21 protein-coding genes are annotated in these 23,036 nt (G+C 63.4%); 19 read left to right on the top strand and 2 right to left on the bottom strand.

The genetic code is table 11. The annotated features are described in order from the left end of the window. Positions 1-6 precede the first annotated feature (6 nt). Positions 7-1,542 carry an EAL domain-containing protein gene (locus tag BGO64_RS14970; protein WP_286700937.1) on the bottom strand — a complete coding sequence of 512 codons (1,536 nt, stop codon included), beginning with the start codon at positions 1,540-1,542 and terminating at the stop codon, positions 7-9. 513 nt (positions 1,543-2,055) lie between these two features. On the opposite strand from BGO64_RS14970, the gene BGO64_RS14965 reads away from it, so the two are divergent. Next, positions 2,056-3,975: an EAL domain-containing protein gene (locus BGO64_RS14965; RefSeq protein WP_010672614.1), complete on the top strand. Its 1,920-nt coding sequence runs from the start codon at positions 2,056-2,058 to the stop codon at positions 3,973-3,975. Here the strand turns inward: BGO64_RS14965 and BGO64_RS14960 are convergent. Further along, positions 3,972-4,886 (bottom strand): 1-aminocyclopropane-1-carboxylate deaminase/D-cysteine desulfhydrase, encoded by a 915-nt coding sequence (locus tag BGO64_RS14960; protein WP_193758469.1) that lies wholly within the window; start codon positions 4,884-4,886, stop codon positions 3,972-3,974. The two genes, BGO64_RS14965 and BGO64_RS14960, sit on opposite strands and share 4 nt — an antisense overlap. Positions 4,887-5,006: 120 nt before the next feature. Between BGO64_RS14960 and BGO64_RS14955 the strand changes: the two genes are divergently transcribed. From BGO64_RS14955 to BGO64_RS14870, 18 genes are all read left to right on the top strand, one after another. Then, a complete protein-coding gene (locus BGO64_RS14955) occupies positions 5,007-5,870 on the top strand; it encodes a hypothetical protein (protein ID WP_041214302.1) in 864 nt (287 codons plus the stop codon). After that, the gene (locus tag BGO64_RS14950; protein WP_010672617.1) at positions 5,870-6,463 is read left to right on the top strand and encodes a PilN domain-containing protein; all 594 of its coding nucleotides are present in this window, start codon (positions 5,870-5,872) and stop codon (positions 6,461-6,463) included. Before BGO64_RS14955 ends, BGO64_RS14950 begins: the two co-directional genes overlap by 1 nt. Next, on the top strand, positions 6,463-7,110 hold the full coding sequence (locus BGO64_RS14945) for a type II secretion system protein M (RefSeq protein ID WP_128312907.1): 648 nt from the start codon (positions 6,463-6,465) through the stop codon (positions 7,108-7,110). Before BGO64_RS14950 ends, BGO64_RS14945 begins: the two co-directional genes overlap by 1 nt. Positions 7,111-7,138: 28 nt before the next feature. Next, entirely contained in the window at positions 7,139-7,468 is a 330-nt protein-coding gene (locus BGO64_RS14940) for a SctD/MshK family protein (protein WP_042015443.1), read from the top strand. Positions 7,469-7,538: 70 nt separating this feature from the next. Then, positions 7,539-9,215, top strand: coding sequence for a pilus (MSHA type) biogenesis protein MshL (gene mshL / locus BGO64_RS14935; RefSeq protein WP_010672620.1), 1,677 nt, complete (start codon positions 7,539-7,541; stop codon positions 9,213-9,215). Further along, entirely contained in the window at positions 9,194-9,376 is a 183-nt protein-coding gene (locus BGO64_RS14930) for a hypothetical protein (RefSeq protein ID WP_128296304.1), read from the top strand. The genes mshL and BGO64_RS14930 overlap by 22 nt, the downstream gene beginning before the upstream one ends. Continuing rightward, positions 9,367-10,257: an ExeA family protein gene (locus BGO64_RS14925; protein ID WP_286700936.1), complete on the top strand. Its 891-nt coding sequence runs from the start codon at positions 9,367-9,369 to the stop codon at positions 10,255-10,257. The genes BGO64_RS14930 and BGO64_RS14925 overlap by 10 nt, the downstream gene beginning before the upstream one ends. After that, entirely contained in the window at positions 10,254-11,390 is a 1,137-nt protein-coding gene (locus tag BGO64_RS14920) for a tetratricopeptide repeat protein (protein WP_286700935.1), read from the top strand. The genes BGO64_RS14925 and BGO64_RS14920 overlap by 4 nt, the downstream gene beginning before the upstream one ends. 73 nt (positions 11,391-11,463) lie before the next feature. Then, positions 11,464-13,176, top strand: a complete 1,713-nt coding sequence (gene mshE, locus BGO64_RS14915; RefSeq protein WP_042015316.1) for an MSHA fimbrial ATPase MshE — start codon at positions 11,464-11,466, stop codon at positions 13,174-13,176. 47 nt (positions 13,177-13,223) lie between these two features. Next, a complete protein-coding gene (locus BGO64_RS14910; RefSeq protein WP_043154386.1) occupies positions 13,224-14,444 on the top strand; it encodes a type II secretion system F family protein in 1,221 nt (406 codons plus the stop codon). 100 nt (positions 14,445-14,544) lie between these two features. After that, positions 14,545-15,006 carry a hypothetical protein gene (locus tag BGO64_RS14905; protein ID WP_286700934.1) on the top strand — a complete coding sequence of 154 codons (462 nt, stop codon included), beginning with the start codon at positions 14,545-14,547 and terminating at the stop codon, positions 15,004-15,006. A gap of 77 nt (positions 15,007-15,083) precedes the next feature. Continuing rightward, complete coding sequence (locus tag BGO64_RS14900) at positions 15,084-15,743, top strand: type II secretion system protein (protein WP_286700933.1); 660 nt, start codon at positions 15,084-15,086, stop codon at positions 15,741-15,743. 19 nt (positions 15,744-15,762) lie between these two features. After that, positions 15,763-16,230, top strand: a complete 468-nt coding sequence (locus tag BGO64_RS14895) for a prepilin-type N-terminal cleavage/methylation domain-containing protein (RefSeq protein ID WP_045522947.1) — start codon at positions 15,763-15,765, stop codon at positions 16,228-16,230. A 60-nt stretch (positions 16,231-16,290) separates the two neighbouring features. Further along, on the top strand, positions 16,291-16,761 hold the full coding sequence (locus tag BGO64_RS14890; RefSeq protein ID WP_045522946.1) for a pilus assembly FimT family protein: 471 nt from the start codon (positions 16,291-16,293) through the stop codon (positions 16,759-16,761). Next, positions 16,748-17,320: a prepilin-type N-terminal cleavage/methylation domain-containing protein gene (locus BGO64_RS14885; RefSeq protein ID WP_214004966.1), complete on the top strand. Its 573-nt coding sequence runs from the start codon at positions 16,748-16,750 to the stop codon at positions 17,318-17,320. Before BGO64_RS14890 ends, BGO64_RS14885 begins: the two co-directional genes overlap by 14 nt. Continuing rightward, a complete protein-coding gene (locus tag BGO64_RS14880; RefSeq protein ID WP_103244113.1) occupies positions 17,320-18,165 on the top strand; it encodes a PilW family protein in 846 nt (281 codons plus the stop codon). The genes BGO64_RS14885 and BGO64_RS14880 overlap by 1 nt, the downstream gene beginning before the upstream one ends. Further along, positions 18,155-18,619 (top strand): MSHA biogenesis protein MshP, encoded by a 465-nt coding sequence (locus BGO64_RS14875; protein ID WP_286700932.1) that lies wholly within the window; start codon positions 18,155-18,157, stop codon positions 18,617-18,619. The genes BGO64_RS14880 and BGO64_RS14875 overlap by 11 nt, the downstream gene beginning before the upstream one ends. A 25-nt stretch (positions 18,620-18,644) precedes the next feature. Then, a complete protein-coding gene (locus BGO64_RS14870) occupies positions 18,645-22,967 on the top strand; it encodes a DUF6701 domain-containing protein (protein ID WP_286700931.1) in 4,323 nt (1,440 codons plus the stop codon). Positions 22,968-23,036 lie beyond the last annotated feature (69 nt).

The following is a 23,036-nucleotide window of genomic DNA, read 5'->3' as shown; positions in this document are numbered from 1 at the left end:
ACCGCCTCAGTGCGGGTCGGAGGGGCTGGTTGTCTCGCCCTCTTGCCATGCCATCAGCCAGATCTTCAGTTTGCTCAGGGGCATGGGCTTGGCATAGACGTAGCCCTGGATCAGGTGGACTCCGTGGCGATGCAGGTATTCCACCTGCTCCTGGGTTTCGACCCCTTCGGCGATCATCTCCATGCCCGATTTGAGGCCGAAGGCGATGGTGGCATCCAGCACGCTGCGCTTGAGGTCGTCCGTGCCTATGGTATCCACGAACATCTTGTCGATCTTGATCTGGCGAATGCCGAGCCGTTGCAAGTAGGCAAAGCCGCCATAACCGGTGCCGAAGTCATCCAGCTTGAAGTGATAGCCCCTCTCCTGCAGGGCTGCGATCTCCGCCATGGCCCCCTGGATGTGCTTGATGGGATCCCGCTCGGTGAGTTCGAAGGTGAGGCGGGCCGGCGAGGGCCAGCCATGGCGCTGCAACTGGGTGCGCAGACGAGGCTGCTCGATATGGCCCGCCACCAGATTGACGCTGACCCACTGGTGCGGGGCCAGGACGGGGAGATCCGCCAGGATGCGCTCCAGCAGTTGATCCGTCATCGGCAGGATCAGCCCCTGCTCCTCTGCATAGGCGATGAAGGTGCCTGGCGACACCAGATCCCGTCCTCGCTGCCAGCGCAGCAAGGCCTCGAAGCCCACCACCCTTCGGTTTCTGCTGTCCACTATGGGCTGATAGAAGGGGATGAACTCCCGCCGAGCCAGCCCTCTTTGCAGCAATCCTTTGAGGGAGCGCCGGTAGTTTCTAAGGCTCCAGTAGAGGGCCGCCAGCAGCGCCCCCAGCGCCCCGGCCGACCAGAGGCCATCACGGTGTATCTGTGAGCGGGCGTAGCGTTTCAGTGCCTCGCCAGCCCAGAGGGTCTGTTCCACCTGATGCTGGGGATCGAAACTGAGCAGCCGCATCGGGTGTGCCTCTTCTCGAATGTGCTTGTTGCCACGGGGGAAAAAGAGCCCGGACTGGGTCGGGTGCTTGTGGTTGAACTCCAGGTAGAAACAGTCGTTGCAGGGGGTGCGCAGCAGCTCATGGCTCCAGCTGCTGTCGAGTACCCAATAGGCCAGATTGCCGTTGCGCCTCGCATAGACCAGGGTTTCGCGTTCGGTATCGAACATGGGGGCCGTGCTGGATATATGAAAGTCGGGGGAGACCGGTATGCCGGCGTCGGCAAGCTGGGGGAGGGCGGGGCCCAGAGTGGAGCAGCCGCTCCCGTTGGCAAGCTGCAGGCCGGCCAGGCGAATATGGCGGTTGTAATACTGGGGTGAGCGCAGCAGCGCCATGTCTTTGGGGCCGCAATCGAAGGCAAAGTGGGCGAGTTGAGCGGGGACATCGTGATCCAGGAGCTGGTTGCGCTCCTGCTGGTAGTCGAGCAGAGCCCTTTCCTTTGTCTGCAACAGGTGGTGAGCCAGCTTGTCGCTCAACAGGGGGGTGAGCAACAGCATCAGCAGCGGGGGCACACAGAAGAGGCCCAGAGGAATCCATAACGGAGATCGTGCAGACATGGTGGGCATCCTTCTTCCATGAAATGAAACAACCCGATTGAGACTCAAGCATCATAGCATTAGCTGCATCGATTTGAGCCAAGTTGGTCACACTTGGAACAAAAACGATAATTAATTGATAAATAAAGGATATGGCTACACACCTGAACAAGATTCAATCGCTGACCTGTCATAAATGACAATTGTCCAGCTTATCTGAAGTGGCTAAAGTAGCGGTGCGGTTTGACTCACCGTGTGTTCAATACTCCTGTATCTATTTTTGTCAGTAGCACAGAGTGTTAGTTTTGATATGAGTGTTTCTTTTGGTCCCCGTTGTGGGACCATTTTTCTGTCCGCTCCTCAGCCTGTGTCCCCTCGTTCTCTCCCTTGATGCCTGTTTTGCGGCCCGCACAACGGCGCCGCATGACGCATCCGCCCGCTTATTTGCAGAAGCGGGATCTTCATCCATAGGCGGCGTTTGGTCTGGGCTGATACCATGATGCCCTATGGATGCTGTCGGCTACGGAAAGGCACATGAAACTGACCACTCAACTCGTCTCTTTTATTACGCTGTGCGTGATCTCGGCCATGGCCATGGTGATGCTCGGCGGGGTCTTCAGTTTCCGCCAGATGGGAATGGAGCTGCAGCAGAACCGGGTCGACTCCCTGGTAGAGATCATCGACAAGCAGCTCGGGGTGACCGATGACCAGCAAGCCCTTGCCCGCTGGCTGCCCTCCCTGTTGCGGGCCTCCCATGTGGTGGAGCTGGAGATCCGTCAGGACAAGCAGCGAGTCTACTGGTTTCGCGATGTGCAGCAGCAGACGGACGAGAGTCTGCTGATCGCCTACAGCGAGGCGATCCCCAATCAGGCCGGGATGCGGGCCGACTTCAAGCTGGACAGGCCGTTCAAGGAGTTCGAGTACTCCATGAAGGCGATGTTCGGCATCTCTCTGGGTATCTTCATCGTGGTGTTCGGGCTCTGGTACTCCATCCGCTGGCTCCGCCAGCAGTTGCGCGGTGCCGAGCTGCTGGCGGAGCGTGCCCAGCTGATCCTGGATGGCAAGCTGACCAAGCTGGCCCATGATCCTGCCGAAGAGTGGCCTGTCTCGGCCAGTCAGGCCCTCACCCATCTGCTGACCGAGCTGGCCGACGCCCGCAAGGAGCGCAGCCGCTTCGACAACTTCATCCGCAGCAACGCCTTCGTCGACAAGACGACGGGCATCGGCAATCGCCTCTTCTTCGACAACCGGCTGGAGAGCGCCATCATGGAGGCAAGCGTGATCAGCGGCGGCGTGTTGCTGATTGAGCTGGCCGGTCTGGAGGAGCTGGATCCCGAGCTGAGCGGGCGCCCGAGCCAGGAACTCCTGATGGAGGCGAGCGCCACCATCGCCGCCTTCGTGCGCAAGCACAGCGGAGCCCTGCAGGCGCGCTATGCCGGTCAGGTCTTTGCCGTGCTGCTGCCGAACATGTCAGAGAGCGAGATGGTGGACGGCGCCAGCCAGTTGCTCAAGAGTCTGCAACGACTGCACTGGCCCGAAGCGGTCAATGCCGACACCGCCGTCTATCTCGGTGCGGTCTGCTATCAAGCACAGGATTCCCTGCTCAAGGTGCAGGAAGAGGCGGAGCTGGCGCTCAAGAGCGCGCGCCTGCAAGGACACAGCGGCTGGTTCCTGTTCGAGAAATCCCTCAACGAGGAGGCGAGCAGCAAGGGAACGGTGCGCTGGCGCACCCTGATCAGCCGTCGCATCGAGGAGCAGGGCATCGACTTCTACGTCCAGCCTGTGCAGCAGGAGCGGGATCAGGTGGTGTTGCAGCAGGAGCTGCTCATCCGCCTTCACGACGAGCAGGGCCGGGAGCTGCAGGCGGGGGTCTTCATGCCCATGGCGGAGAAGGCCGGTCTGCTGCTGCCGCTGGACAGGCTGGTGGTGGCCCGAGCCTTGCGACTGCTGCGCCAGCGACCGGCATCGAGCTGCCCCATCAGCCTCTCTCTGTGCGCCCAGAACCTGCTCACCCGCGAGTTCCAGCGCGAGCTCTTCTTCGAGCTGTTCCAGTTGCCGCGCAGTACCAACGAGGGGTTGATCCTGCAGTTGTCGGAGTCTCAGGTGACCCGCCACTACGAAGCCCTCAAGCGGCCGCTTCGGGCGATGCGCATGCTGGGGTGCAGGCTTGCCATCGATCATGCGGGCCAGGACGTGGTGAGCACCCAGTACATCAAGGAGTTCGAGATCCACTTCCTCAAGCTGCACCCCAGCCTGGTGCGGGAGATCCACCTGCGCCAGGTCAACCAGATGGCGGTACGCAGTCTGGTGGGGGGCTGTGCCAATACCCAGGCCCGGGTCATCGCGGTGGGGGTGGAGAGTGGCGACGAGTGGAAGATGCTGCGACACCTAGGCGTGCATGCCGGTCAAGGTCCCTGGTTTGCCGACCCCGAGCCCCTCAACCTGCCTGACTAGCGCCCCGGCCGGGGTGACAGGCGGCCCTGCTCCTCCAGGCCCGCCAGCCCCTGCAAGCCACCTGTGTGGATGAAGATGATCTTGCTGCCGCGCGCAATGCGGCCTGCCGCCAGTTCGCGAAACAGCCCCCACATCGCCTTACCACTGTAGATGGGTTCCAGCGGCAAGCCGGTTTCGGCACTGAATGCCTGCACCCATTGCCAGAGTGCCGGACTGAACCTGGCATAGCCGCCGTCGTGGTGATCCAGCGCAATGCGCCAGCCCGGAGTAGTGGCCGCTGCCGGATGCAACCGGCATACCTCGCCGGTGATGAAGTCGGCCCCCTTGAGCACCGCGATGGCCAGGATCTGCTCCTGCGCCCGCTTGCCCGCGATGAGCCCCGCCAGGGTGCCGCCGCTGGCGCAGGGCAGCACCCAGAGATCCGGCGAGAAGGGCACCTCGTCGACCAGCTCGGCCACCCCGGGGATGGCCAGCGGGCTGCTGCCTCCTTCCGGTACCAGCAGGGTGTCGTCATCCTCGAACCGGGCAAGCCATTCGGGATCCTGGCGCCGGCGATAGTCCTGCCGGTCGACAAAAACGAGATCCATGCCCCAGCCTTTGGCCGCTTTCAGGGTGGGATTGCTGACGGTATCCCCTTCACCGCGTATGATGCCCGTGGTACGCAGTCCCAGTCTGAGTCCTGCTGCGGCCAGGGCGTGGATGTGATTGGAGTAGGCGCCGCCAAAGGAGAGGATGTGGCCCTTGCCCAGCATCTGTGCCTGTTGCAGATGGTATTTGAGCTTTCGCCACTTGTTGCCGGAGAGGGTCGGGTGGATCAGATCATCCCGCTTGCACCAGAGCGTGACGTCATGGGCGGCCAGCAGAGGATGCCGGATCCGGTGCAGGGGGGAGGGGAGCTGAAGGGGAGCCATGGGATCGTCTCCCGTGGGTGCCAGCGTGGCCGTCGATGCATCGTTTGTCATAAAGTTGGAGGCTAATAGCCTGTTTATGTTAAGGTTTAGTCCGTTTTACGCGGCCAGGTGAAGATCCAGATGAAGTCACTGTTCAGGCGTTCTCCCTCCAGCCATCAGGTCGGGATCCTGCTGGCCAGCGATCGCATTCTGCTGGCCTGCGTGGACCCCGTTCCTGTGTTTGCCAGCCAGCCTGTCAACGGCCCCCACGACTGGTCCAAGGCCCTGGCCGAGCTGTTTTCCCGGCACGGTCTGGCCAAGTCTAAGGTGCGGGTGGCCCTCGCGGCCAGCCTTTATCAGCAGATCCAGATCGACAAGCCCGCCGTCCCCGATGCCGAGATGGCGGGGGCCCTGCCCTGGGCTATCAAGGATTTCGTCAACGAGCCGGTGTTGCAGCTCGCCATGGATTATGTGGACCTGCCGACGCCCCCTGCCGGGCGTCCGCGCATCAACGTTGTCTGCATGCCCAAGAGCCGGGTGCAACAGGTGGCGGATGCGGTCAACGGCGCGGCGACCCTGGAGGCCATCGTCAGTGACGAGCTGGCCATGACGGCCCTCTACGAGGCGGACCAGATGGTGCGCATGCTGCTCTGGCAACCCCGGGGGCAGGAGCTGCAACTGCTGGTCTTCCATCGGGGCGGACTCTGTTTCTCCCGCCAGTTGCGCGGATTTGCGAGCCTCACCGGCAGCCATGAGCCAGATGCCGACCAGCTCGACGCGCTGGCGCTGGAGATCCAGCGATCCATCGATTATCTGGCCGGCCATCTCAAGCTGCCCGAGCCCGGCCAGTTGCAACTGGCCATCGCCTCCTCCGCCATGGGGGTATTGGTGCGTCACCTGGAACAGACATTCGGTTTCCCGGTGTCGGCCATGGCAAACAAGGCGGTACTGGCAGGAGTCGAATACCTCAGTGCCTATGGCGCGGCCCTGGGCAGGAGCGACTGATGAAACACCATATCAACCTCTATGGCGCCGAATTCCGGCCAAGACGCCTGTGGGCCAGCCTGCCCCAGATGGCGTTGGTCTGGGGCGGCGTCCTGGTGCTGCTGCTGGGGGCCACCCTCTTCTATGGCTGGCAACAGCAGGGCCTCGATCGTGAATTGGCTGGCGTGCGGGCACAGCTCGACGTGCAGCGCGGCGAGGCCAGGCGTCTCGATGCGGAGCTGGCGCGCCATCTGGCGAATGCAGACTTGCAGCGGCAACTGGCCGACAAGCGGGAAGAGCTGGGGGCCAAACAGGCGCTGATGCAGCAGCTTGGCCACCTCTCCCTGCAAAAATCCCAGGGCTATGCGGGGGTGATGGCGGACCTGGCCCGCCTGCGGGATCCCCGCCTCTCCCTGCAACGGATCGAAATAAGCGACGGGCGCATCAACCTCGCGGGCGTGGCCGAACGCAGTCAGGACGTGCCCGCCTGGGTGAACCGCTTCAAGCAGACCCCCTCCCTGGCGGGCAAGCAGTTTGGCGAGCTCACCCTGAGTCGGGACAAGGAGGGCCAGCTTGCCTTCCAGCTCAGTGGCATAGCGCGGGAGACTCCCTGATGGACATGAAGGCACAATGGCAGGGATGGGCGCAGCAGATCGCAGCCCTCAGCCTGCGTGAGCGGATCCTCATTCTGTTGACCGGGGTCGTGCTGCTCGGGGCCATGGGCATCTATGGCTGGCTGGATGACGCCGACACCCGGCTGGACCAGGATCGGCAGGCCCTGGCTGCGGCGCAGCGGGATCTGGAGATCCTGACCCTGGAAAACCAGGGCAAGCAGGCCAGGCTGGGGCGGGATCCCGATGCCCAGGTACGCGAGCAGCTCGCCGGTGTCGAGACCACTCTGCGCCAGATGGATGCCGAGCTGCTGGCTCAGACGGTGGATCTGATCCCCGCCCACGAAATGCCCGCGGTGCTGGAGGCCCTGTTGTCCCGCTCCGCCAACCTGCATATGCTGGCGCTCACCTCCCTCAAACCCGAGCCGCTGATGGCCGGGGAGCAGAAGGTGAACCTGTTCAGGCACGGCATCCGGCTTCAGCTGGAGGGCGGCTATTTCGATGTCTACCAGTACCTGAAAGCGCTCGAAGCCCTGCCTCGGCACTTCTACTGGAAGGGCTTTGACTACCGGGTGGTCGAGCATCCCAAGGCGGCGGTAGCGATGGAGATCTACACCCTCAGCACCAGCAAGGAGTTCATCCGTGGTTAAGCGGCATGTCGGCGGGACGGGATCCCGCATTTTTGCCTTCCCATCCTGGCGCTGGCTGGCCCTGTGGGGGAGCCTGCTCGCGCTGCAGGCCCAGGCCGAGGTGCTGCAGGATCCCACCTTGCCCCTGGCGGGATCCGGCTCGGCGGCGAGTGTCGCCAAGGAGGCCGGTCTGCCCAGGTTGCAGAGCGTCATCCTGGGGAGCGGGCCTGCCCTGGCGGTGCTCGACGGTCAAAGCTACCGGGTCGGCCAGCAGGTCAACGGATTCCGGCTGGTGGGGATCAGCGCCGACAGCGTGGTGCTGGAAAAAGCGGGCAAACGCCAGACACTGACCCTGTTTGGCAGCAAGATCCGGATGTGAAGTGGGTGTCGCACGGGATGGTGCGGGCCAGGTTTGTCGAGTTTCATAGCGAGTCAGGTGCACGAATAACATGAAAAAACACCCTTTTTGTCTGCTTCCCCTCGCGCTGGCGGTGGCGGGTTGCACTACCTATCGTCACCCCGAGCCGGTACAGGCCAAAGATGCACTCAAGCAGGCGATGAGCGAGCAGAGCCCGACCGCCCCCCTGACTTCCCTGCCGCCCTCGGTGCAGAGCGAGCTGTTGCAGCTCAATCGTCCTCAGCAGCCGATGACCATTCCCGAGAAGCGGATGCGCATCGCGGCCCATGACGTGGACGCGGTGGAGTTCTTCGGCTCCCTGTTCAAGGGCTCCCGCTACAGCGTGGCGGTCCATCCCGGTGTGGCGGGTGTCATTTCGGTAGAGCTCAAGGATGTGACCCTGCAGGAGGCGCTGGCGACCGTCGGCGACATGTACGGCTTCGACGTACAGCGCAAGGGCAACGTGTTCCACGTCTATCCCGCCGGTCTGCGCACCGAGACCATTCCGGTCAACTACCTGATGATGGCCCGGCGCGGTCTCTCCCGTACCTCGGTGAGCACAGGCGGGGTGACGGCCAACGACAACAACAATGGCAATAACAACAACTTCGACAACGGCCTGAACAACAGCGGCAACAACAACAGCCAGGGCAACACCGCCAGCGGTGACAACAACACCAACAGCAACGGCACCCGCATCGAGACGGACAGCAACAACGACTACTGGACCGATCTGCGGGATGCCCTGCAGACCCTGATCGGCACAGGGGAAGGGCGGGCCGTCATCACCAGTCCCCAGGCGGGCCTGGTCACGGTGCGTGCCTATCCCAAAGAGCTCAAGGCGGTGCGCGAGTTCCTGGACCAGTCCGGCGAACACCTCAAGCGCCAGGTGGTGCTGGAGGCGCGGATCCTGGAAGTGTCCCTCAACGAGGGTTACGAGCAGGGGGTGGACTGGAGCGGCCTCTCCGCAAGCTGGGACGGCGGCAAGGGCATCACGGGGGGCGGCTCCCTCATGGACAGCCCCATCGCTTCGACCCCCAACCAGATCTTCCGGGCTCTGGGGGGCGGCGCCGGCTTCACCATCTCTGATGGCAACTTCAACGTCGCGGTCAGCCTGCTCAAGACCCAGGGGGATGTGAACACCCTCTCCAGCCCGCGTGTGACGGCCACCAACAACCAGAAAGCGGTGATCAAGGTGGGGACGGACGAATACTTCGTCACCAACGCCTCGACCACCACCACCACCTCGGGGACTTCGGCCCCCATCGTCACCCCGAACGTGGAGCTGACCCCCTTCTTCTCGGGGATAGCCCTGGACGTGACGCCCCAGATCGACGAGCAGGGCAAGGTATTGCTGCATATCCACCCCTCCGTCATCGACACCGAAGAGCAGAGCAAGACCATCAACGTCGGCACCGCCGATCCCCTGGTGTTGCCGCTGGCCAAGAGCTCCATCCGCGAGTCCGATACCGTGGTGCAGGCCAACAATGGGGACATCATCGTCATCGGTGGTCTGATGAAGACCGACAGGCAGGAGATTGTCAGCAAGGTGCCCCTGCTGGGTGACATCCCCTGGGTCGGCGAGGCCTTCACCAACCGCCGGGAGAGCAACCGCAAGGTGGAGCTGGTGATCCTGCTCAAGCCCACCGTGGTGGAAAAGGACACCTGGCAGAAAGAGCTGCAACGCTCCTCGGAGCTGCTCGACAAATGGTATCCCCCCAAGGGCTGATCCGGGATGACGCGCCTGTTGAGCACTCCTTCTCCCATGTGGCGGCGCCTCCCGGCTGTCGCCAGTCTGCCCTGCCCGACGGCGGTGGCGCCATGTCGCTGATCCGGGGCTGTCTGCGGCTGCGCGCCCTGGACTCTGGCCGGGAGGGTGCATGTATCTGAGTCACTTCGGACTGCGGGAGGCCCCCTTCGGCCTGACCCCGAACACCGGTTTCTATTACGGCCTGCCCCCCCACGAGGAGGCCATGCAGGTGCTCAACTGGGCGCTTTCCCAGGGGGAGGGGTTCATCAAGGTGACCGGCGAGGTCGGCACCGGCAAGACCCTGCTCTGTCGCAAACTGCTGAGCGAGCTCGGCTCCGAGGCCTGCCCGGTGCGCCTGGCCTGGCTGCCCAACCCCCATCTCACTCCGGGGGAGCTGCGCATGGCCCTGGCCCTGGAGCTGGGGTTGACGCTGGCGGGGGAGAGCGAGCTGGATCTCACGGATCGTATTCACCGCCATCTGATCTCCCTGCATCGTCAGGGGAGCCGGGTGGTGGTGCTGATCGACGAGGCGCAAGCCCTGCCGGACGAGACCCTGGAGGCGATCCGGCTGTTTGGCAACCTGGAAACCGAATCCAGCAAGCTGCTGCAAATCGTGCTGTTCGGCCAGCCCGAGCTGGATGCCAGGCTCGGGCAGCCCCGTCTTCGCCAGTTGCGCCAGCGCATCGGTTTTTCCTACCGCCTGCGGCCGCTGCGGCTCGACGAGACCCGGGCCTATCTGGAGTACCGGCTGCAGGTGTCCGGCTATCGCGGGGCCGCCCTGTTCGATGGCCTCGCCTTGCGCAGGCTGTGGCGCGCATCCCGCGGCATTCCCCGCCTCATCAACATACTGGCGCAGAAGTGCCTGATGCTGGCCTATGGCCGCGGTGTGCGGCGGATCGACAGCGCCCTGGTCCGGCTCGCCATCCGGGATACCGATGATGCCCGCCGTGGCCGTCTCACCCTCTGGTGGCCCCTGTTGTTGTTGCTGGGCACTGCCCTGGCGTATGGAGTCTGGTCATGAGCGTGATCAATCAGATGCTGAAAGATCTGGATAGGCGTCAGCAAGAGGCCGAGGGCGCCGCCGTCTATGTGGCGCCGGTGCGCCAGCAAGGCTGGTGGATGCTGGTGCTGACCCTGCTGTGTACCCTGGCCCTGGGGATCCTCGGCTGGCGCACCTGGATCTTCTGGCAGCAGAGCCAGCGAGCCTCCCTGCCAGCGGCGCAGGTCGAGGCCCCCCGCATCGCCCCTGCGGTGGCGCCATCCGCGCCCCTGGCGGTGGTGGCCACCACGCAGGCGGTCTCCTCTGCCGCGCCAGTGGCAAAGGTGCCCGCCGCCAGTGCCGAGTCGACCGCCGCCAGAGTGGCCCCCTCCGCAGCCGAGCAGGCTCCGGCCGATGAGGCCGTGCTCGCCGATGAGGGCAATCCGGAGGAAGCGCTGGGGGACGAGACGATCCCGAGCGACGAGGAGCTGCAACCGGACCTCTATGCCGAACTGGCTGCTGAGCAGGGCGCCGAAGAGGCGCCTGCACCCGCCGCGCCGCGCAAACCCGGGATCCTGAAGATCGAGACGGTGGAACTCTCCGACGCCGAGCTGGCCACCCTGGCCGAGCGCAAGGCGACCACGGCCATGGCCAAGGGACGGATGGAGGAGGCGCAGGATGGCTACTACGAGGTGCTGGCCCACGATCCCCACAACCAGGGGGCGCGGGAACAGCTGGCGGGCCTGCTCTATGGCGCCGGACGGCTGACCGAGGCCGCCCAGGTGCTGGAAGAGGGGCTGAGGCTGGATCCCGCGCAGGCGGACCTGCGTCTGCTGCTGGCCCGTGTGGCCATCAGCGGCGGGGATCGGCAGAAGGCGCTGGACTGGCTCACCGGCTATCAGCCCGATATCGCCAGCAATCTGGATTATTACGCCACCTGGGCCGGTCTTGCCCAGGAGATGGGGCAGCCTGTCCAGGCGTCCGAGATGTACGTCAGGCTGTTGCGCCAGCAGCCGGATCAGGGGCGCTGGTGGCTGGGACTGGGGGTGGCGGAGGATGGTCAGGGACACCGTCAGCGGGCACTGGATGCCTATCGCAATGCCCAGTTGCACGGCAATCTGGGGGAGGCCTCCACCCAATGGCTCGAACAACGAATTGGCCAACTGACCCATTGATAGAACGGCAGTTCGATGAGCCCATGCCATCGGACCAGGCAGCGGGCGTGAAGCAACAGAGATCGGAGCAACAATGGCACAACCCAGACTGAAAATGCGCCTAGGCGACCTGCTGGTACAGGAACAGATCATCTCGGATGATCAGCTGCAGCTCGCCCTGCAGCAGCAGCGCCAGACCGGCCGCAAGCTGGGGACCACCCTCATCGATCTCGGCTTCATCAGCGAGGTGCAACTGCTGACCTTCCTCGCCCGTCAGCTGGATGTGCCTTTCTTCGATCTCAACAACCTCACCATCGACGTCTCGGCCGTGGCGCTGTTGCCCGAGGTGCAGGCGCGTCGCTACCGGGCGCTGGCCGTCAACCTGAGCGACGACAAGGTCACCGTGGTGATGTCGGATCCGGCGGATCTGAGCGCCCTCGACGCCATCGCCGCCCTGCTCAGCCCGCGGGAGCTGGTGCTGGCCGTGGCCCGTGAAGGCCAGCTGCTGGAGTATTTCGACCGCCTCTATCGCCGCACCCGGGAGATAGAGAACTTCGCGGTGCAACTGCACGAAGAGCACCAGGAGACCGGCTTCGAGCTGGGGGCTGGCAGCCTCAATGCCGCAACCGACGAGGGGGAGGCGACGGTGGCCAAGCTGCTGCGCTCCCTGTTCGAGGACGCGGTACAGGTGGGGGCCTCCGACATCCATATCGAACCGGACGAGAAGGTGCTGCGCATTCGCCAGCGTATCGACGGTGTGCTGCACGAGAACATCCTGAGCGAGGTGCGCATCGCCCAGGCGCTGGTGCTGCGCCTCAAGCTGGTGGCCGGGCTCGACATCTCGGAGAAGCGTCTGCCCCAGGATGGCCGCTTCAACATGAAGGTGCGCGGCCGCGACGTGGATGTGCGGATGTCCACCATGCCGGTGCAATATGGCGAGTCCGTGGTGATGCGGCTGCTGGATCAATCCTCCGGCATCTTGTCGCTCGCCGAGACCGGGATGCCACCCGCCATCCTGACCCGCTTTCGTCGTCAGCTCAAACGCCCTCACGGTATGATCCTGGTGACGGGCCCGACCGGCAGCGGCAAGACCACGACGCTCTACGGCGCCCTCTCCGAGCTCAACCAGGCCAGCCACAAGATCATCACGGTGGAAGATCCGGTGGAGTACCGTCTGCCCCGCATCAGCCAGGTGCAGGTCAATCCCAAGATAGGGCTCACCTTCTCCCAGGTGCTGCGCTCCACCCTGCGCCAGGATCCGGACATCCTGCTGGTGGGGGAGATGCGGGACAACGAGACGGTGGAGATCGGCCTGCGCGGTGCCATCACGGGCCACCTGGTGCTGACCACCTTGCACACCAACGACGCCGTGACCAGCGCCCTGCGTCTCATCGACATGGGGGCGCCCGGCTATCTGGTGGCGAGCGCCCTGCGGGCCGTGGTGGCCCAGCGCCTGGTGCGGCGGGTGTGTGAACACTGCGCCTGCGAGACGGCGCCGGACGAGGGGCAGGCCACCTGGCTCTCCGTGCTTTCCGGTGAAGCGCCGGGGCAGCATCGCTATCGCAAGGGGCGGGGTTGCCAGAGCTGCAACTTCACCGGCTACGCGGGCCGGATCGGGGTGTACGAGCTGCTGGAGCTGGATCAACCCATGATGGATGCCCTGCGCCGCAACGATGCCGAGGGGTTTGCCCGAGCGGCACGGGCGCACGAGCACTACCGTCCCCTGGCCCTGACGGCGCTCGACTATGCCCGCGAGGGGATCACCTCGGTGGACGAGGTGCTCCGGCTGGCCGAGGACCTGGGGTAGCGCATGAGGCATCTGGATCGTACTGAATCACTCTGCCGGGGTCGCCCATGAACCGTTTTGCTTACAAGGGGCGTGACAGCCAGGGCCAGGCCGTCAGCGGCGTGGTGGAAGCGGTCAGCGAGCTGGCCGCCGCCGAGCAGCTGATGCGCCGCGGGGTGATGCCCACCGAGCTGAAGGCCGGCAAGGCCAGGTCTGCCAGCATCGACTGGTCGCTGCTGCTGGAAGGGAGCGTCAAGCTGGAGGAGCTGGTGGTCTTCAGCCGCCAGATGTATGCCCTGACCCGTGCAGGCATCCCTATCCTGCGCGCCATCGCGGGGCTGGAGGAGAGCGCCCACAGCAAGCCCCTCAAGCGGGCGCTTCACGCTCTGGGGGAGGATCTGGCCAACGGCCGGCCGCTGTCGAGCGCGATGCAGTCGCACCCGAAGGTGTTCAGCAGCCTTTTCGTGGCCATCATCCACGTGGGGGAGAACACGGGTCAGCTGGAGGAGGCCTTCCTGCAGCTCGCCAACTATTTCGATCTGGAGCTGGAGACCCGCAAGCGGATCAAGACCGCCATGCGCTACCCCACCTTCGTGCTGATTGCCATCGCCGTCGCCATGGTGATCCTCAACATCATGGTGATCCCCGTCTTTGCCGGGATGTTTGCCAAGTTCGGGGTGGAGCTGCCGCTGGCGACCCGGATCCTGCTGGCCACCTCCCACTTCTTCGTTCACTACTGGTGGCTGCTGCTCGCCATCCTGGTGGGCGCCGTCGTCGGCTGGCGACGCTGGGTCGCCACCACCAAAGGCAGGCTGACCTGGCACAGATGGCAGCTGCGGCTGCCCATCGTCGGCTCCATCATAGAGCGCTCCCTGCTTGCCCGTTTTGCCCGCAGCTTCTCCATGATGCTCAAGGCCGGGGTGCCGCTCAACACGGCGCTGACCCTGGTGGCCGATGCGGTGGACAACGCCTGGATGGCGGGGCAGATCCGCGACATGCGGGGCGGCATCGAGCGGGGGGAGAGCCTGCTGCGCACCGCCGGGGCCAGCGGCCTCTTCACCCCTCTGGTGATGCAGATGATCGCGGTGGGAGAGGAGACCGGCCAGGTGGACGAGCTGCTGCACGAAGCGGCCGAGTATTACGAGCGTGAGGTGGATTATGACCTCAAGAGCCTCACCGCCCGCATCGAACCCATCCTCATCGGCATAGTGGCGGTCATGGTACTGGTGCTGGCGCTGGGTATCTTCACTCCCATGTGGGACATGATGCGGGCCGTGCGTGGTCAATAGACGGTATCTTCACTCCTCCTGGTGGGGGACATGATGAGAGCGGTGCGGGGGCAGTGATGAGCTGGGCTATTTTCACTGCCAAACAGGATGCGGGAGAGGTATGAGCAGACAGTCCGAGCAGGATGAGCGCTGGCTGGGAGGCTACAGGCGGTTGATCGCCTGCATCCTGCTGTTGGTCATCCTTGCCACCCTGGCCCTGAGCTATCGCAGCCACAGGGAAGAGGCGCTGGCGGTCAGCCTGACCCTGCTGGGGGAGCAGTTTGCCGAGCGAGTCCAGGGGCTGCACGGGCGCTGGCTCGATGAGCGGCGCCCCGCCGTGCTCCATGCAGAGGGGCGGGCCTGGCAGTTTGATGGACGGGGCTGGCCGCTGGCGGTGTTGCCGCTACAGTCACCGTCCGAGAACTGCCGCGGGCTCTGGTCGGCCTTGCTCGGCCAGGAGGCGCTGTCGATGCCCACCCTGCAGGTGCTGGCTAGCCCGGATGGGGAGGGATGCGAATTTGGTTGGGAGGCTAACTGGTTGATCTATCGCTTCGCCGACGGCAGTTTTCTGAACAAATCTTGAACAGTATCGTTCTAGCGTCTCGGCGACATGATTTTTTTCTATCTGCATGAAATAATGCGGAACATTACGGAGGCAGCATGGCAACAAAGAGAGTGATACCCGGCCAGGGGCCCGGTCAGATGGCCGGTTTTTCCCTGATTGAGCTGGTGATCGTCATCGTGATCCTGGGGATCCTGGCCGTCACCGCCTTGCCCCGTTTTCTCGATGTGACCGACGAGGCGAAGAAGGCGAGCGTGGAAGGGGTGTCCGGCGGTTTCGCCACCGGGGTCTCCCTGGTGCGGGCCCAGTGGGAGGCCGAGGGGCGTGCCAGGCAGGATGGACTCAACACCGTGCTCTATGACGGCTCGCGTTTCTATCTGACCACGCCGACCGACAGCCAGGTCAGCAATGGCGAGCTCTCTCCCGGGTATCCCATGGACACGGCGTCAAGCGGCACGCCCGATGTGGATCCGGCCAGCCTGACGGCGGCCCGCTGCCTCAATATTTGGGAGGGGTTGTTGCAGAATCCTCCCAAGGCTACTGCCCGCTTTGACGAGGTGCGCGGTAGCGGCAATGACCTGAAGTTCTATGCCACGGTGAGCAACAATGGACTGGATTCGGTCTGCCGTTACTATCTGGTCAACAGCCTGAGCAAGGGAAGTGATGGACGTTATCAGGACCCGCAAGGGAGCACGGATGCGTTCATGAGTTTCAGTTATCGCCCGGCCTCCGGCCAGGTGACCACCCATATCAATTGATAAACCGAGGAAAGACGTAATGAAAAAGCAATCGGGCTTTACCCTGATCGAACTGGTCATCGTGATCATCATTCTGGGCATTCTGGCGGTCACCGCCGCACCCAAGTTCCTGAATCTGCAGGATGATGCCAAGGCCGCTGCGGCACAGGGTGTACAAGCTGCACTGCAAAGTGCTTCTGGTCTGGTGTACAGCAAGGCTGCCTTGGAAGGTGTTGAGGCATCCTCTACCGTGAAGAATGTCTCTGTTGCTGGCGGTACTGTCACCACTCTGTTTGGTTACCCGACTGCAAATGCTGACGGTATTGTGAAAGCGGTCAGCCTGGACGGTTGGGCGATCAGTGGCGCGGGTTCTACCGACGCTGGTGGTATCGCAAAGTTCTATCCGACAAATACCAAGGGTGATGGTTGCTATGTTGTCTATACCGCAGCCACCTCCACCTCTACAGCGACTGCCGCTGTGTCAGGTTCTTTGGCAACCTGTAAATAACGTCTAAATGAACGGGGCATCTTAAGTTGCCCCGTTCATTTTTCATTTAATAGGGTCTTTATGCAGAAGGGTTTCACCCTGATTGAACTGGTGATCGTGATCCTGTTGCTCGGGATTCTGGCCGCCTTTGCCGTGCCTAAATGGCTGGGCAAAGGCGGCTTTGAAACCCATACCCTGCGTGACGAGCTGGTGGCCCGGCTGCGGCTGGTGCAGACCATGAACATGCAGGAAGGGGACGCGCGCTGCACCCAGCTGGTGCTGGAGGCGGGGCGTTTTGGCCATCTGACCGGGGCGAGCTGTGCGCCTGCCCCCATTTCAGGCTGGCGTGGGAATGAGCAGAGTCGCGGGCGCCTGGTGCAGGCGTCCGGCAACCTGCAATTCTCCCCCCAGGGGACATTCCATTTCGACAAGCGCAGCGGCAGGCCCCTGTGGCCTGGCTGCATCAACGGCTGTGAACTGGCGGTCAGCAGCGGCCAGGAGAGTGCCCGGCTGCGCATCGAGCCGGAAGGCTATATCCATGCGATCCCCTAAGATCTGCCGCGGCTTCACCCTGGTCGAGTTCGTGGTCGGCATCGTGCTGCTGGCCGTCGCCCTGACCGGCATCCTGGGGCTTCTTATCAATCAGGCTCCCCAGGCGGTGGATCCGGTGCAGCAGGTACGCGCCGCCCAGCTCGCCCAGCGCATCCTCGGCGAGATGCTGGAGAAGTCTTTCGACGAGCATTCCGATCACAACGGCGGCCGTTTTCGCTGTGGCGAGACGGCTGGTGTGCCCGTCTTCACCTATCCCCCCTGCACGGCGAGCGCCGACTATGGCCCCGATGGTGGCGAGACCCGCCCCTACACGTTCAACGACGTGGACGATTTCGACACGGCAGGCCGCTGGGTGGACGCCAGCTACTTTACCCAGGCCTCGGCCGCGAGCAGCGAAGAGGAGTATCGGCGCTACCAGGTGAAGATCGCGGTAGTGCCGGATACCCTCTTTGGCAGCGCGGGGGAGGGAGCCGAGTCCATCGGCAAGCGCATCACCCTGACCGTGCGCCTGCCGGACGGGAGCGAGCTGGTCTTCGGCCTCTATCGGGGGAACTACTGATGGGCAAGCCACATTCCCGTGATGCCGCGTGGGAACAGCCATGTGCCAGACTCGCCCGTGACCGCGTTCGACCCGGGCGTGAGGGGGGCTTCACCCTGGTGGAGCTGGTGATGGTGATCCTGCTGCTCGGGGTGATGGCGACATTTTCCAGCCAGTTTATCGGCATCGGTACCCAGATCTACGGAGATGCCAGCCGCCGCGAGCAACTGATGAGCGATGCCCGTTTCGCCCTGGAGCGGCTCAATCGCGAGGTGCGCGACGCGGTCCCCGGTTCGGTGCGGGTCGAGGACGAAGGGGGCGGTGCCCAGGAGCAGGGGGCCTGTCTGCGGTTCTGGCCCATCGCTACCGCCAGTCGCTATCTGGGCTCTGTGGCCAGCACTGGGCTCAGCATAGTCACGCCATCCGTGCTCCCCAAGAAAAATGAGGATCTTGCCATCGTGTATCCCCTCGCGAGCACGGGCCTCCTGAATCAGGGCTGCCTGCAGGGAAGCTGTACCGCCCGCGTCACCGATGTGGGCAGCGACGTATCGGGCGCACTGCCCTTGACTCTCAGTAACGGTTTCGTCAAGGACTCGCCGGGGCAGCGCATCTATTTTGCGAACCAGCAGGTGCTCTATTGCGTGAGAGGGGGCAGCCTCTGGCGCATGGCCATGCCCCTGGACGACACCCTGAGCAGCAGCGAGACCACCCAGTTGATGGCGGAGCATATTCGTCCCGCCGCCTATTACTTCTATCGGGAACCCGCCGCCTTCAACCAGAGCGAGGTGGGGCTGCGGCTGGAGTTCGAGCAGCGCGACGAGCGCGTCGTCTTCCACCACAAGCTGGAGACCCTCAATGCGCCCTGACACTCCCTCCATGGTGAGGTCTCAGCGGGGCAGCGCCATCCTGATCGCCCTCTTCGTCATCGTCATCATGGCCCTGCTGGCGGCGGCCATGGGGCGTTTCCTGGTGGACAGCAGTGAGAAGCACACGGTGGAGGTGCGCGGTGTGCGTGCCCTGATGGCGGCCCAGAGCGGGCTGGAAATTGCCCTCTATCGACTCTATCCCAATGGCCAGTGGCAAGGGCAGCAATGCGCCGCCAGCACCAGTCTCAGTTTCACCGATGCGGGACTGACGGGCTGTCAGGCCATCGTCACCTGCAACAAGGTGCCGGTGAGTGCGGCCGGCGGGACCCAAACCGGATACCGATTCAGCAGCGAAGGGCGCTGTGGCCAGCCCGATGCCGGCAGTAGCCCGAACCCCGATTTTGCCGTCAGCCGCACCCTGGTGGCGGAAGCCTTTGATGGAGCGACGCCATGAGCCCCCTGCCAAGGAGCCAGACCCCATGAAGTCCAGCCAGCCTCTTCGCGGCGCCCTGTTGTGGATCTTGCTGGGATCCACCTCGGTGCAGGCCGCCAGCCAGTGTACCGAAGCCTTCCTCTTCCCGGTGCAGAGCCACGCCTCCCCCGGCGTGCTGAGCATGAACAATGAAAGCAAGATCATCAGCACCACTGTGGGGGCCAGTTACCCCTTCCTGACCAAAAACATCCAGCCCAACGCCAACTGCAACAACGGTGGTTTCTGGAACAACGGCACCTGGGTCTCCAATTGCAACGTCAGCGGCACCCTTGCCAGTGTGCTCAAGGATGTGACCTTCATCAGCGATCCCGACGCGTTTCCGGCCAACCCGGGGGGCTTCCCCTCCTACAGCGGGAAAAATGATCTCGCTTGCGACGGGACCACCTCTCCTGCTGCCGGTGACTACAAGAACGCCTCGTGGGGGGGCAACAGCTGCGTGGCGACCCTGAAATCGGGCCAGACCTATCGCTTCGATACCTTGTCTATCAGCGAAGGGGCGATGCTCAACCTCAACGGTGCGACCGTCTATGCCCAGAAGATGACCATCAAGAATGGTTACAACAGTGGCGTCACCGGGTCGGGAGATCTTCATGTGAACGATCTGACGGTGACGGGTCAGGGCAAGCTCAATGACGCCAGGGTCACCGTCTACAGCACCCTTGAGGTCTCGGGCAATGGCAATACCGGGACTGCCGTCTTCCAGCCGCACTACCTGGACAAGGTCACCATGGAGGTCTCTGCCAGTGGCCAGAGCGTGCTCATGGGGGCAGGGGACTGGTTTATCAAAAGCCTGGGGATGAAGAGCAACAGTGCCATGACCTTCCAGGGGCAGAGCTCCCTCGCCGTCTATGGGCTCAAGATGGAAAACGAGAGCCGGATCTCCGCTGCGGGGAGTCGCAGCGACCTGACGCTCCAGCTTCACCAGACCCTGGAGGTGAGTGGCAACGGCACCATCAACGGATATCTGCAGGCCCGCTACCTCAAGACGTTCAAACACCAGAGCACCTCCAACATCAATTTCTACTTTCGTGGCGGCAACCACTGGATAGACAAGATGGAGCTCGGTCAGAACGACAAGCTGATCTTTGACAGCGGCAGTGCCGCGAGGTTGTACATCAAGAGCGATCTGGCCCTGAGCGACCAGATGGAGGTCAATGCCGGGGGCAAGGCCAACGACCTGATGATGTATCACTTCGGCAAGGTCACCATGAGCGGCAACACCAAACTCAACGCCATTCTCTATGTGAACACCGGGGATCTGGCCATGAGTGGTCAGGCCGTGCTGACCGGTGCCGTGTCGGCGGTGAACGTCTCCATGACCAACAACAGCAAGGTGATCCACGAGCCCTTCAACGGCGACTGGCCGGGCATGTGTGAAGACCCACTGACCTGTTTCAGCGACGACTTCTCCGCCAGCACCCTTGGCAGCGACTGGGTGGTGGCTCAACGCAATGGCAGCACCTTGCCCTCTTTGCAAAACGGTCGCCTGCGGCTGACCCAGAATACGACCAACCAGGCCACCTCTGCGACCTTCCAGCGCCTCTTCCCGGGGGCCAGCAATCTGGTGACTATCGAGTTCGATCAGTATGCCTACAAGACCTCCGGCTCGAGCGGGGCGGACGGGATGGCGGTGGTGCTCTCCGATGCGACGATCACGCCCCAGCCCGGCGCCTTCGGTGGCCCGCTGGGTTATGGCTTCAAGACCGGGATCAGCGGTTTTGCCGGTGGCTGGATGGGGGTCGGTATCGACGAATACGGCAACTATGCCAACGAGGGGGGCTCCTATAATCCCGGGTCTCGTCCTCAGGCCGTTTCCATTCGTGGCTCCGGTGCCAGCTCGGGGACCTCGGGCTATCGCTATCTGGCGGGAACGGCGAGCAACCTGAGCCCGGCAGTGGACAGCGGAACCAATGGCAACCGCCCCCATCGTTACCGCATCACCATTGACTCGCGCACTGCCGGCAGTTCACTTGCGTCGGTTGAGCGGAACACGGGCTCGGGCTACACCATGCTGGTGGGGCCCATCAATATGGTGAACCAGACGGGGCAGGCGGCGGTGCCCGCCAACTTCCTGCTGTCGCTCACCGGCTCCACCGGTTCTGTGACGAACTACCATGAGCTCGACAACGTCCGGATCTGCGCCCTCAAATCCAATCCGGTGGGCACCCAGATCGATCACTTCGAGTTCGATCACTCCGGTCAGGCCCTGACCTGCAACCCGGAGACCCTCGTCATACGGGCCTGCGCCAACGCCAGTTGCAGCCAACTGTTCACGGACCCGGTGAGCGCCATCCTGACCCCCCTCAAGAATGGCAGCAACGGCTGGATAGCCGACAGCCAGGTGAGCTACAACGGCAACACGGCCACCGTGAATTTCAGCGGCGGCACGACCACCTTGCAGCTACGCAACAATCTGGCGACGGCCATCACAGTGGGGGTGAGCGGCTCGACGCCGTCCACCAAACCCCTGAGCACCACCCTGTGCCGCGCCGGCAGTGGTGCCCTGAGCGCCGCCGCCTGTACCTTGAGCTTTGCCGACAGCGGCTTCGTGTTCGATGTGCTGGATACCCTGGCGAACAGGCCGCAGCAGGTGGTGATGAAGGCAGTCAAGAAAGACGATGCCAGCCAGCAGTGCGTGCCGAGCTTTGCCGGTGTGAGCAAACCTGTTCGTTTCTGGAGCGACTATGTGAGCCCGGCGAGCAACACCTTCGGCAGCAAGGTGACGGTCAACGGCAATGCCATCGCTACGTCGCAGGGGGCGTCCACCATCAGCAACCTGAGCTTCGATAGCAAAGGGGAGACTACCCTGACGGTGAGCTACCCGGATGCGGGCCAGATGCGGCTCAATGCCCGCCACGATGGCAGCGGTGATACCGCAGGGCTGGTGATGACGGGCTCGGATCTGTTCGTGAGCCGCCCGGTAGGGCTCTGCATCACGCCCACCCAGGGGGCCTGCGCGGCAGGTGATATCACCTGCCCTGTGTTCAAGAGGACGGGAGACAGCTTCTCGCTCAATATCCAGGCCATGGCGTGGCAGAGCGACAGCGATGGGGATATCTGCACCGGCAATGGCACCACCCCCAACTTCGTGTTGTCCGACATCGCCCTGACCAGCGAGCTGGTGGCTCCTCAGGGTGGTGTGGTCGCCCAGGTCACCCCGACCAGGTACAGCCACGTTGCAGCCAGTGCCAGCCTCAATACACCCGCCCTCAGCCTCAACGAGGTCGGGGTCTTCAGGATCAAGGCGACGCCACCAGCGGCTACGTTGCCAGAGGGAAGCACAGTATCAACGGGCTATTTCGGTTACACCATCCCTCCCGCCACCAGCGTACCGTTGGGGCGCTTCGTACCCTGGGACTTCAACATGACGAGCGGTACCGTCACCCCGGCCTGCGGCGGTTTCAGCTATATGAGCCAGCCATTCGGGATACAGACGGTGGTGGAGGCGCGCAACAAGGAAGGGAGTGTCACGAGGAACTACCGTGATGCCTTTGCCAGAGGGGCCCTCACCCTGGTGGCCGCCAACAATCAGGACGGGGTGGACAGATCCAATCGGTTGGCACCTCTGGCCGCCAGCTGGACCGAAGGAACAGGCAAGCAGTCAGGTCAAACCCGCTTTATGCGGCTGCGCGAACTGACCCCTAGCCTGACCGCACCGGAAGAGCCCTTGCCGCTCCTGCGACTAGGGCTCAGAGTGACGGACGGTGAGACTCCTGAGACCAGCTTCCTCAGCGGTCGGAACATGAATCCGGCCGTCAGCGGCAACTGCCAGAGCGGGGTGAACTGCACCGCCAGGCAGCTCTCTATTTTGCAAGGGAAGAACGACACCATGATCGCCTATTACGGCCGCCTGCTGGCCAGCACTCGTCAGGGGGCGGCCAGCGCCCCGCTGGCGCTGCCGCTTCAGGTGCAATATTTCGAAGGGGGCCAGTGGCGGGTGAATCAGGACGATCTCTGTACCCGGATATCCCTCGCGAACGATGGCATTCGCTTTACCGATGGCGAGCAGCATTACGACGCCGCGACCGGAGATCTGGGCCTCAAGGATGGCCCCCGGATCCGTCTCGGCCTGGGGCCGGTTGCCCCTGGCGGCAGCGATGTTCGCATCAATGGTGGGGAGACCCGGTTCCATTTCGCCGCGCCGAACCAGAGTGTGCGCATTCCCTACGAGATCCTGCTGGACAAACAGCCCCTCTCCCCCGTTTGGCTGGCGGATCCGGCCACGGCGGATCACCTGCTGGGAGAGGCAATTTTTGGCCGGGATCGGGGTAATGACAGAATTATTTATCGCCGCGAAGTGATGCCCTGACACCCGGGCTGACACGAGGAGATAGACGCATTGCTGTACAGTGGCGTCTTATCTCCTTGTTTCGTAGTG

The organism is Aeromonas sp. 62-46, assembly GCF_001898585.1.
GTDB classification, from domain to species: Bacteria; Pseudomonadota; Gammaproteobacteria; order Enterobacterales; family Aeromonadaceae; genus Aeromonas; species Aeromonas caviae.
This window is presented reverse-complemented; position numbering and strand designations above follow the sequence as displayed.

Excerpts from the sequence above, each read along its gene's own strand:
- BGO64_RS14955 (WP_041214302.1), top strand. The coding sequence starts at position 5,007 with ATGAAGTCACTGTTCAGGCGTTCTCCCTCCAGCCATCAGGTCGGGATC.
- BGO64_RS14875 (WP_286700932.1), top strand. The coding sequence starts at position 18,155 with ATGCGCCCTGACACTCCCTCCATGGTGAGGTCTCAGCGGGGCAGCGCC.
- BGO64_RS14965 (WP_010672614.1), top strand. The coding sequence starts at position 2,056 with ATGAAACTGACCACTCAACTCGTCTCTTTTATTACGCTGTGCGTGATC.
- BGO64_RS14895 (WP_045522947.1), top strand. The coding sequence starts at position 15,763 with ATGAAAAAGCAATCGGGCTTTACCCTGATCGAACTGGTCATCGTGATC.
- BGO64_RS14880 (WP_103244113.1), top strand. The coding sequence starts at position 17,320 with ATGGGCAAGCCACATTCCCGTGATGCCGCGTGGGAACAGCCATGTGCC.
- BGO64_RS14870 (WP_286700931.1), top strand. The coding sequence starts at position 18,645 with ATGAAGTCCAGCCAGCCTCTTCGCGGCGCCCTGTTGTGGATCTTGCTG.
- BGO64_RS14970 (WP_286700937.1), bottom strand. The coding sequence starts at position 1,542 with ATGTCTGCACGATCTCCGTTATGGATTCCTCTGGGCCTCTTCTGTGTG.
- BGO64_RS14960 (WP_193758469.1), bottom strand. The coding sequence starts at position 4,886 with ATGGCTCCCCTTCAGCTCCCCTCCCCCCTGCACCGGATCCGGCATCCT.
- BGO64_RS14925 (WP_286700936.1), top strand. The coding sequence starts at position 9,367 with ATGTATCTGAGTCACTTCGGACTGCGGGAGGCCCCCTTCGGCCTGACC.
- BGO64_RS14945 (WP_128312907.1), top strand. The coding sequence starts at position 6,463 with ATGGACATGAAGGCACAATGGCAGGGATGGGCGCAGCAGATCGCAGCC.
- BGO64_RS14890 (WP_045522946.1), top strand. The coding sequence starts at position 16,291 with ATGCAGAAGGGTTTCACCCTGATTGAACTGGTGATCGTGATCCTGTTG.
- BGO64_RS14930 (WP_128296304.1), top strand. The coding sequence starts at position 9,194 with ATGGTATCCCCCCAAGGGCTGATCCGGGATGACGCGCCTGTTGAGCAC.
- BGO64_RS14920 (WP_286700935.1), top strand. The coding sequence starts at position 10,254 with ATGAGCGTGATCAATCAGATGCTGAAAGATCTGGATAGGCGTCAGCAA.
- BGO64_RS14905 (WP_286700934.1), top strand. The coding sequence starts at position 14,545 with ATGAGCAGACAGTCCGAGCAGGATGAGCGCTGGCTGGGAGGCTACAGG.
- BGO64_RS14900 (WP_286700933.1), top strand. The coding sequence starts at position 15,084 with ATGGCAACAAAGAGAGTGATACCCGGCCAGGGGCCCGGTCAGATGGCC.
- mshL (WP_010672620.1), top strand. The coding sequence starts at position 7,539 with ATGAAAAAACACCCTTTTTGTCTGCTTCCCCTCGCGCTGGCGGTGGCG.
- BGO64_RS14885 (WP_214004966.1), top strand. The coding sequence starts at position 16,748 with ATGCGATCCCCTAAGATCTGCCGCGGCTTCACCCTGGTCGAGTTCGTG.
- BGO64_RS14910 (WP_043154386.1), top strand. The coding sequence starts at position 13,224 with ATGAACCGTTTTGCTTACAAGGGGCGTGACAGCCAGGGCCAGGCCGTC.
- mshE (WP_042015316.1), top strand. The coding sequence starts at position 11,464 with ATGGCACAACCCAGACTGAAAATGCGCCTAGGCGACCTGCTGGTACAG.
- BGO64_RS14950 (WP_010672617.1), top strand. The coding sequence starts at position 5,870 with ATGAAACACCATATCAACCTCTATGGCGCCGAATTCCGGCCAAGACGC.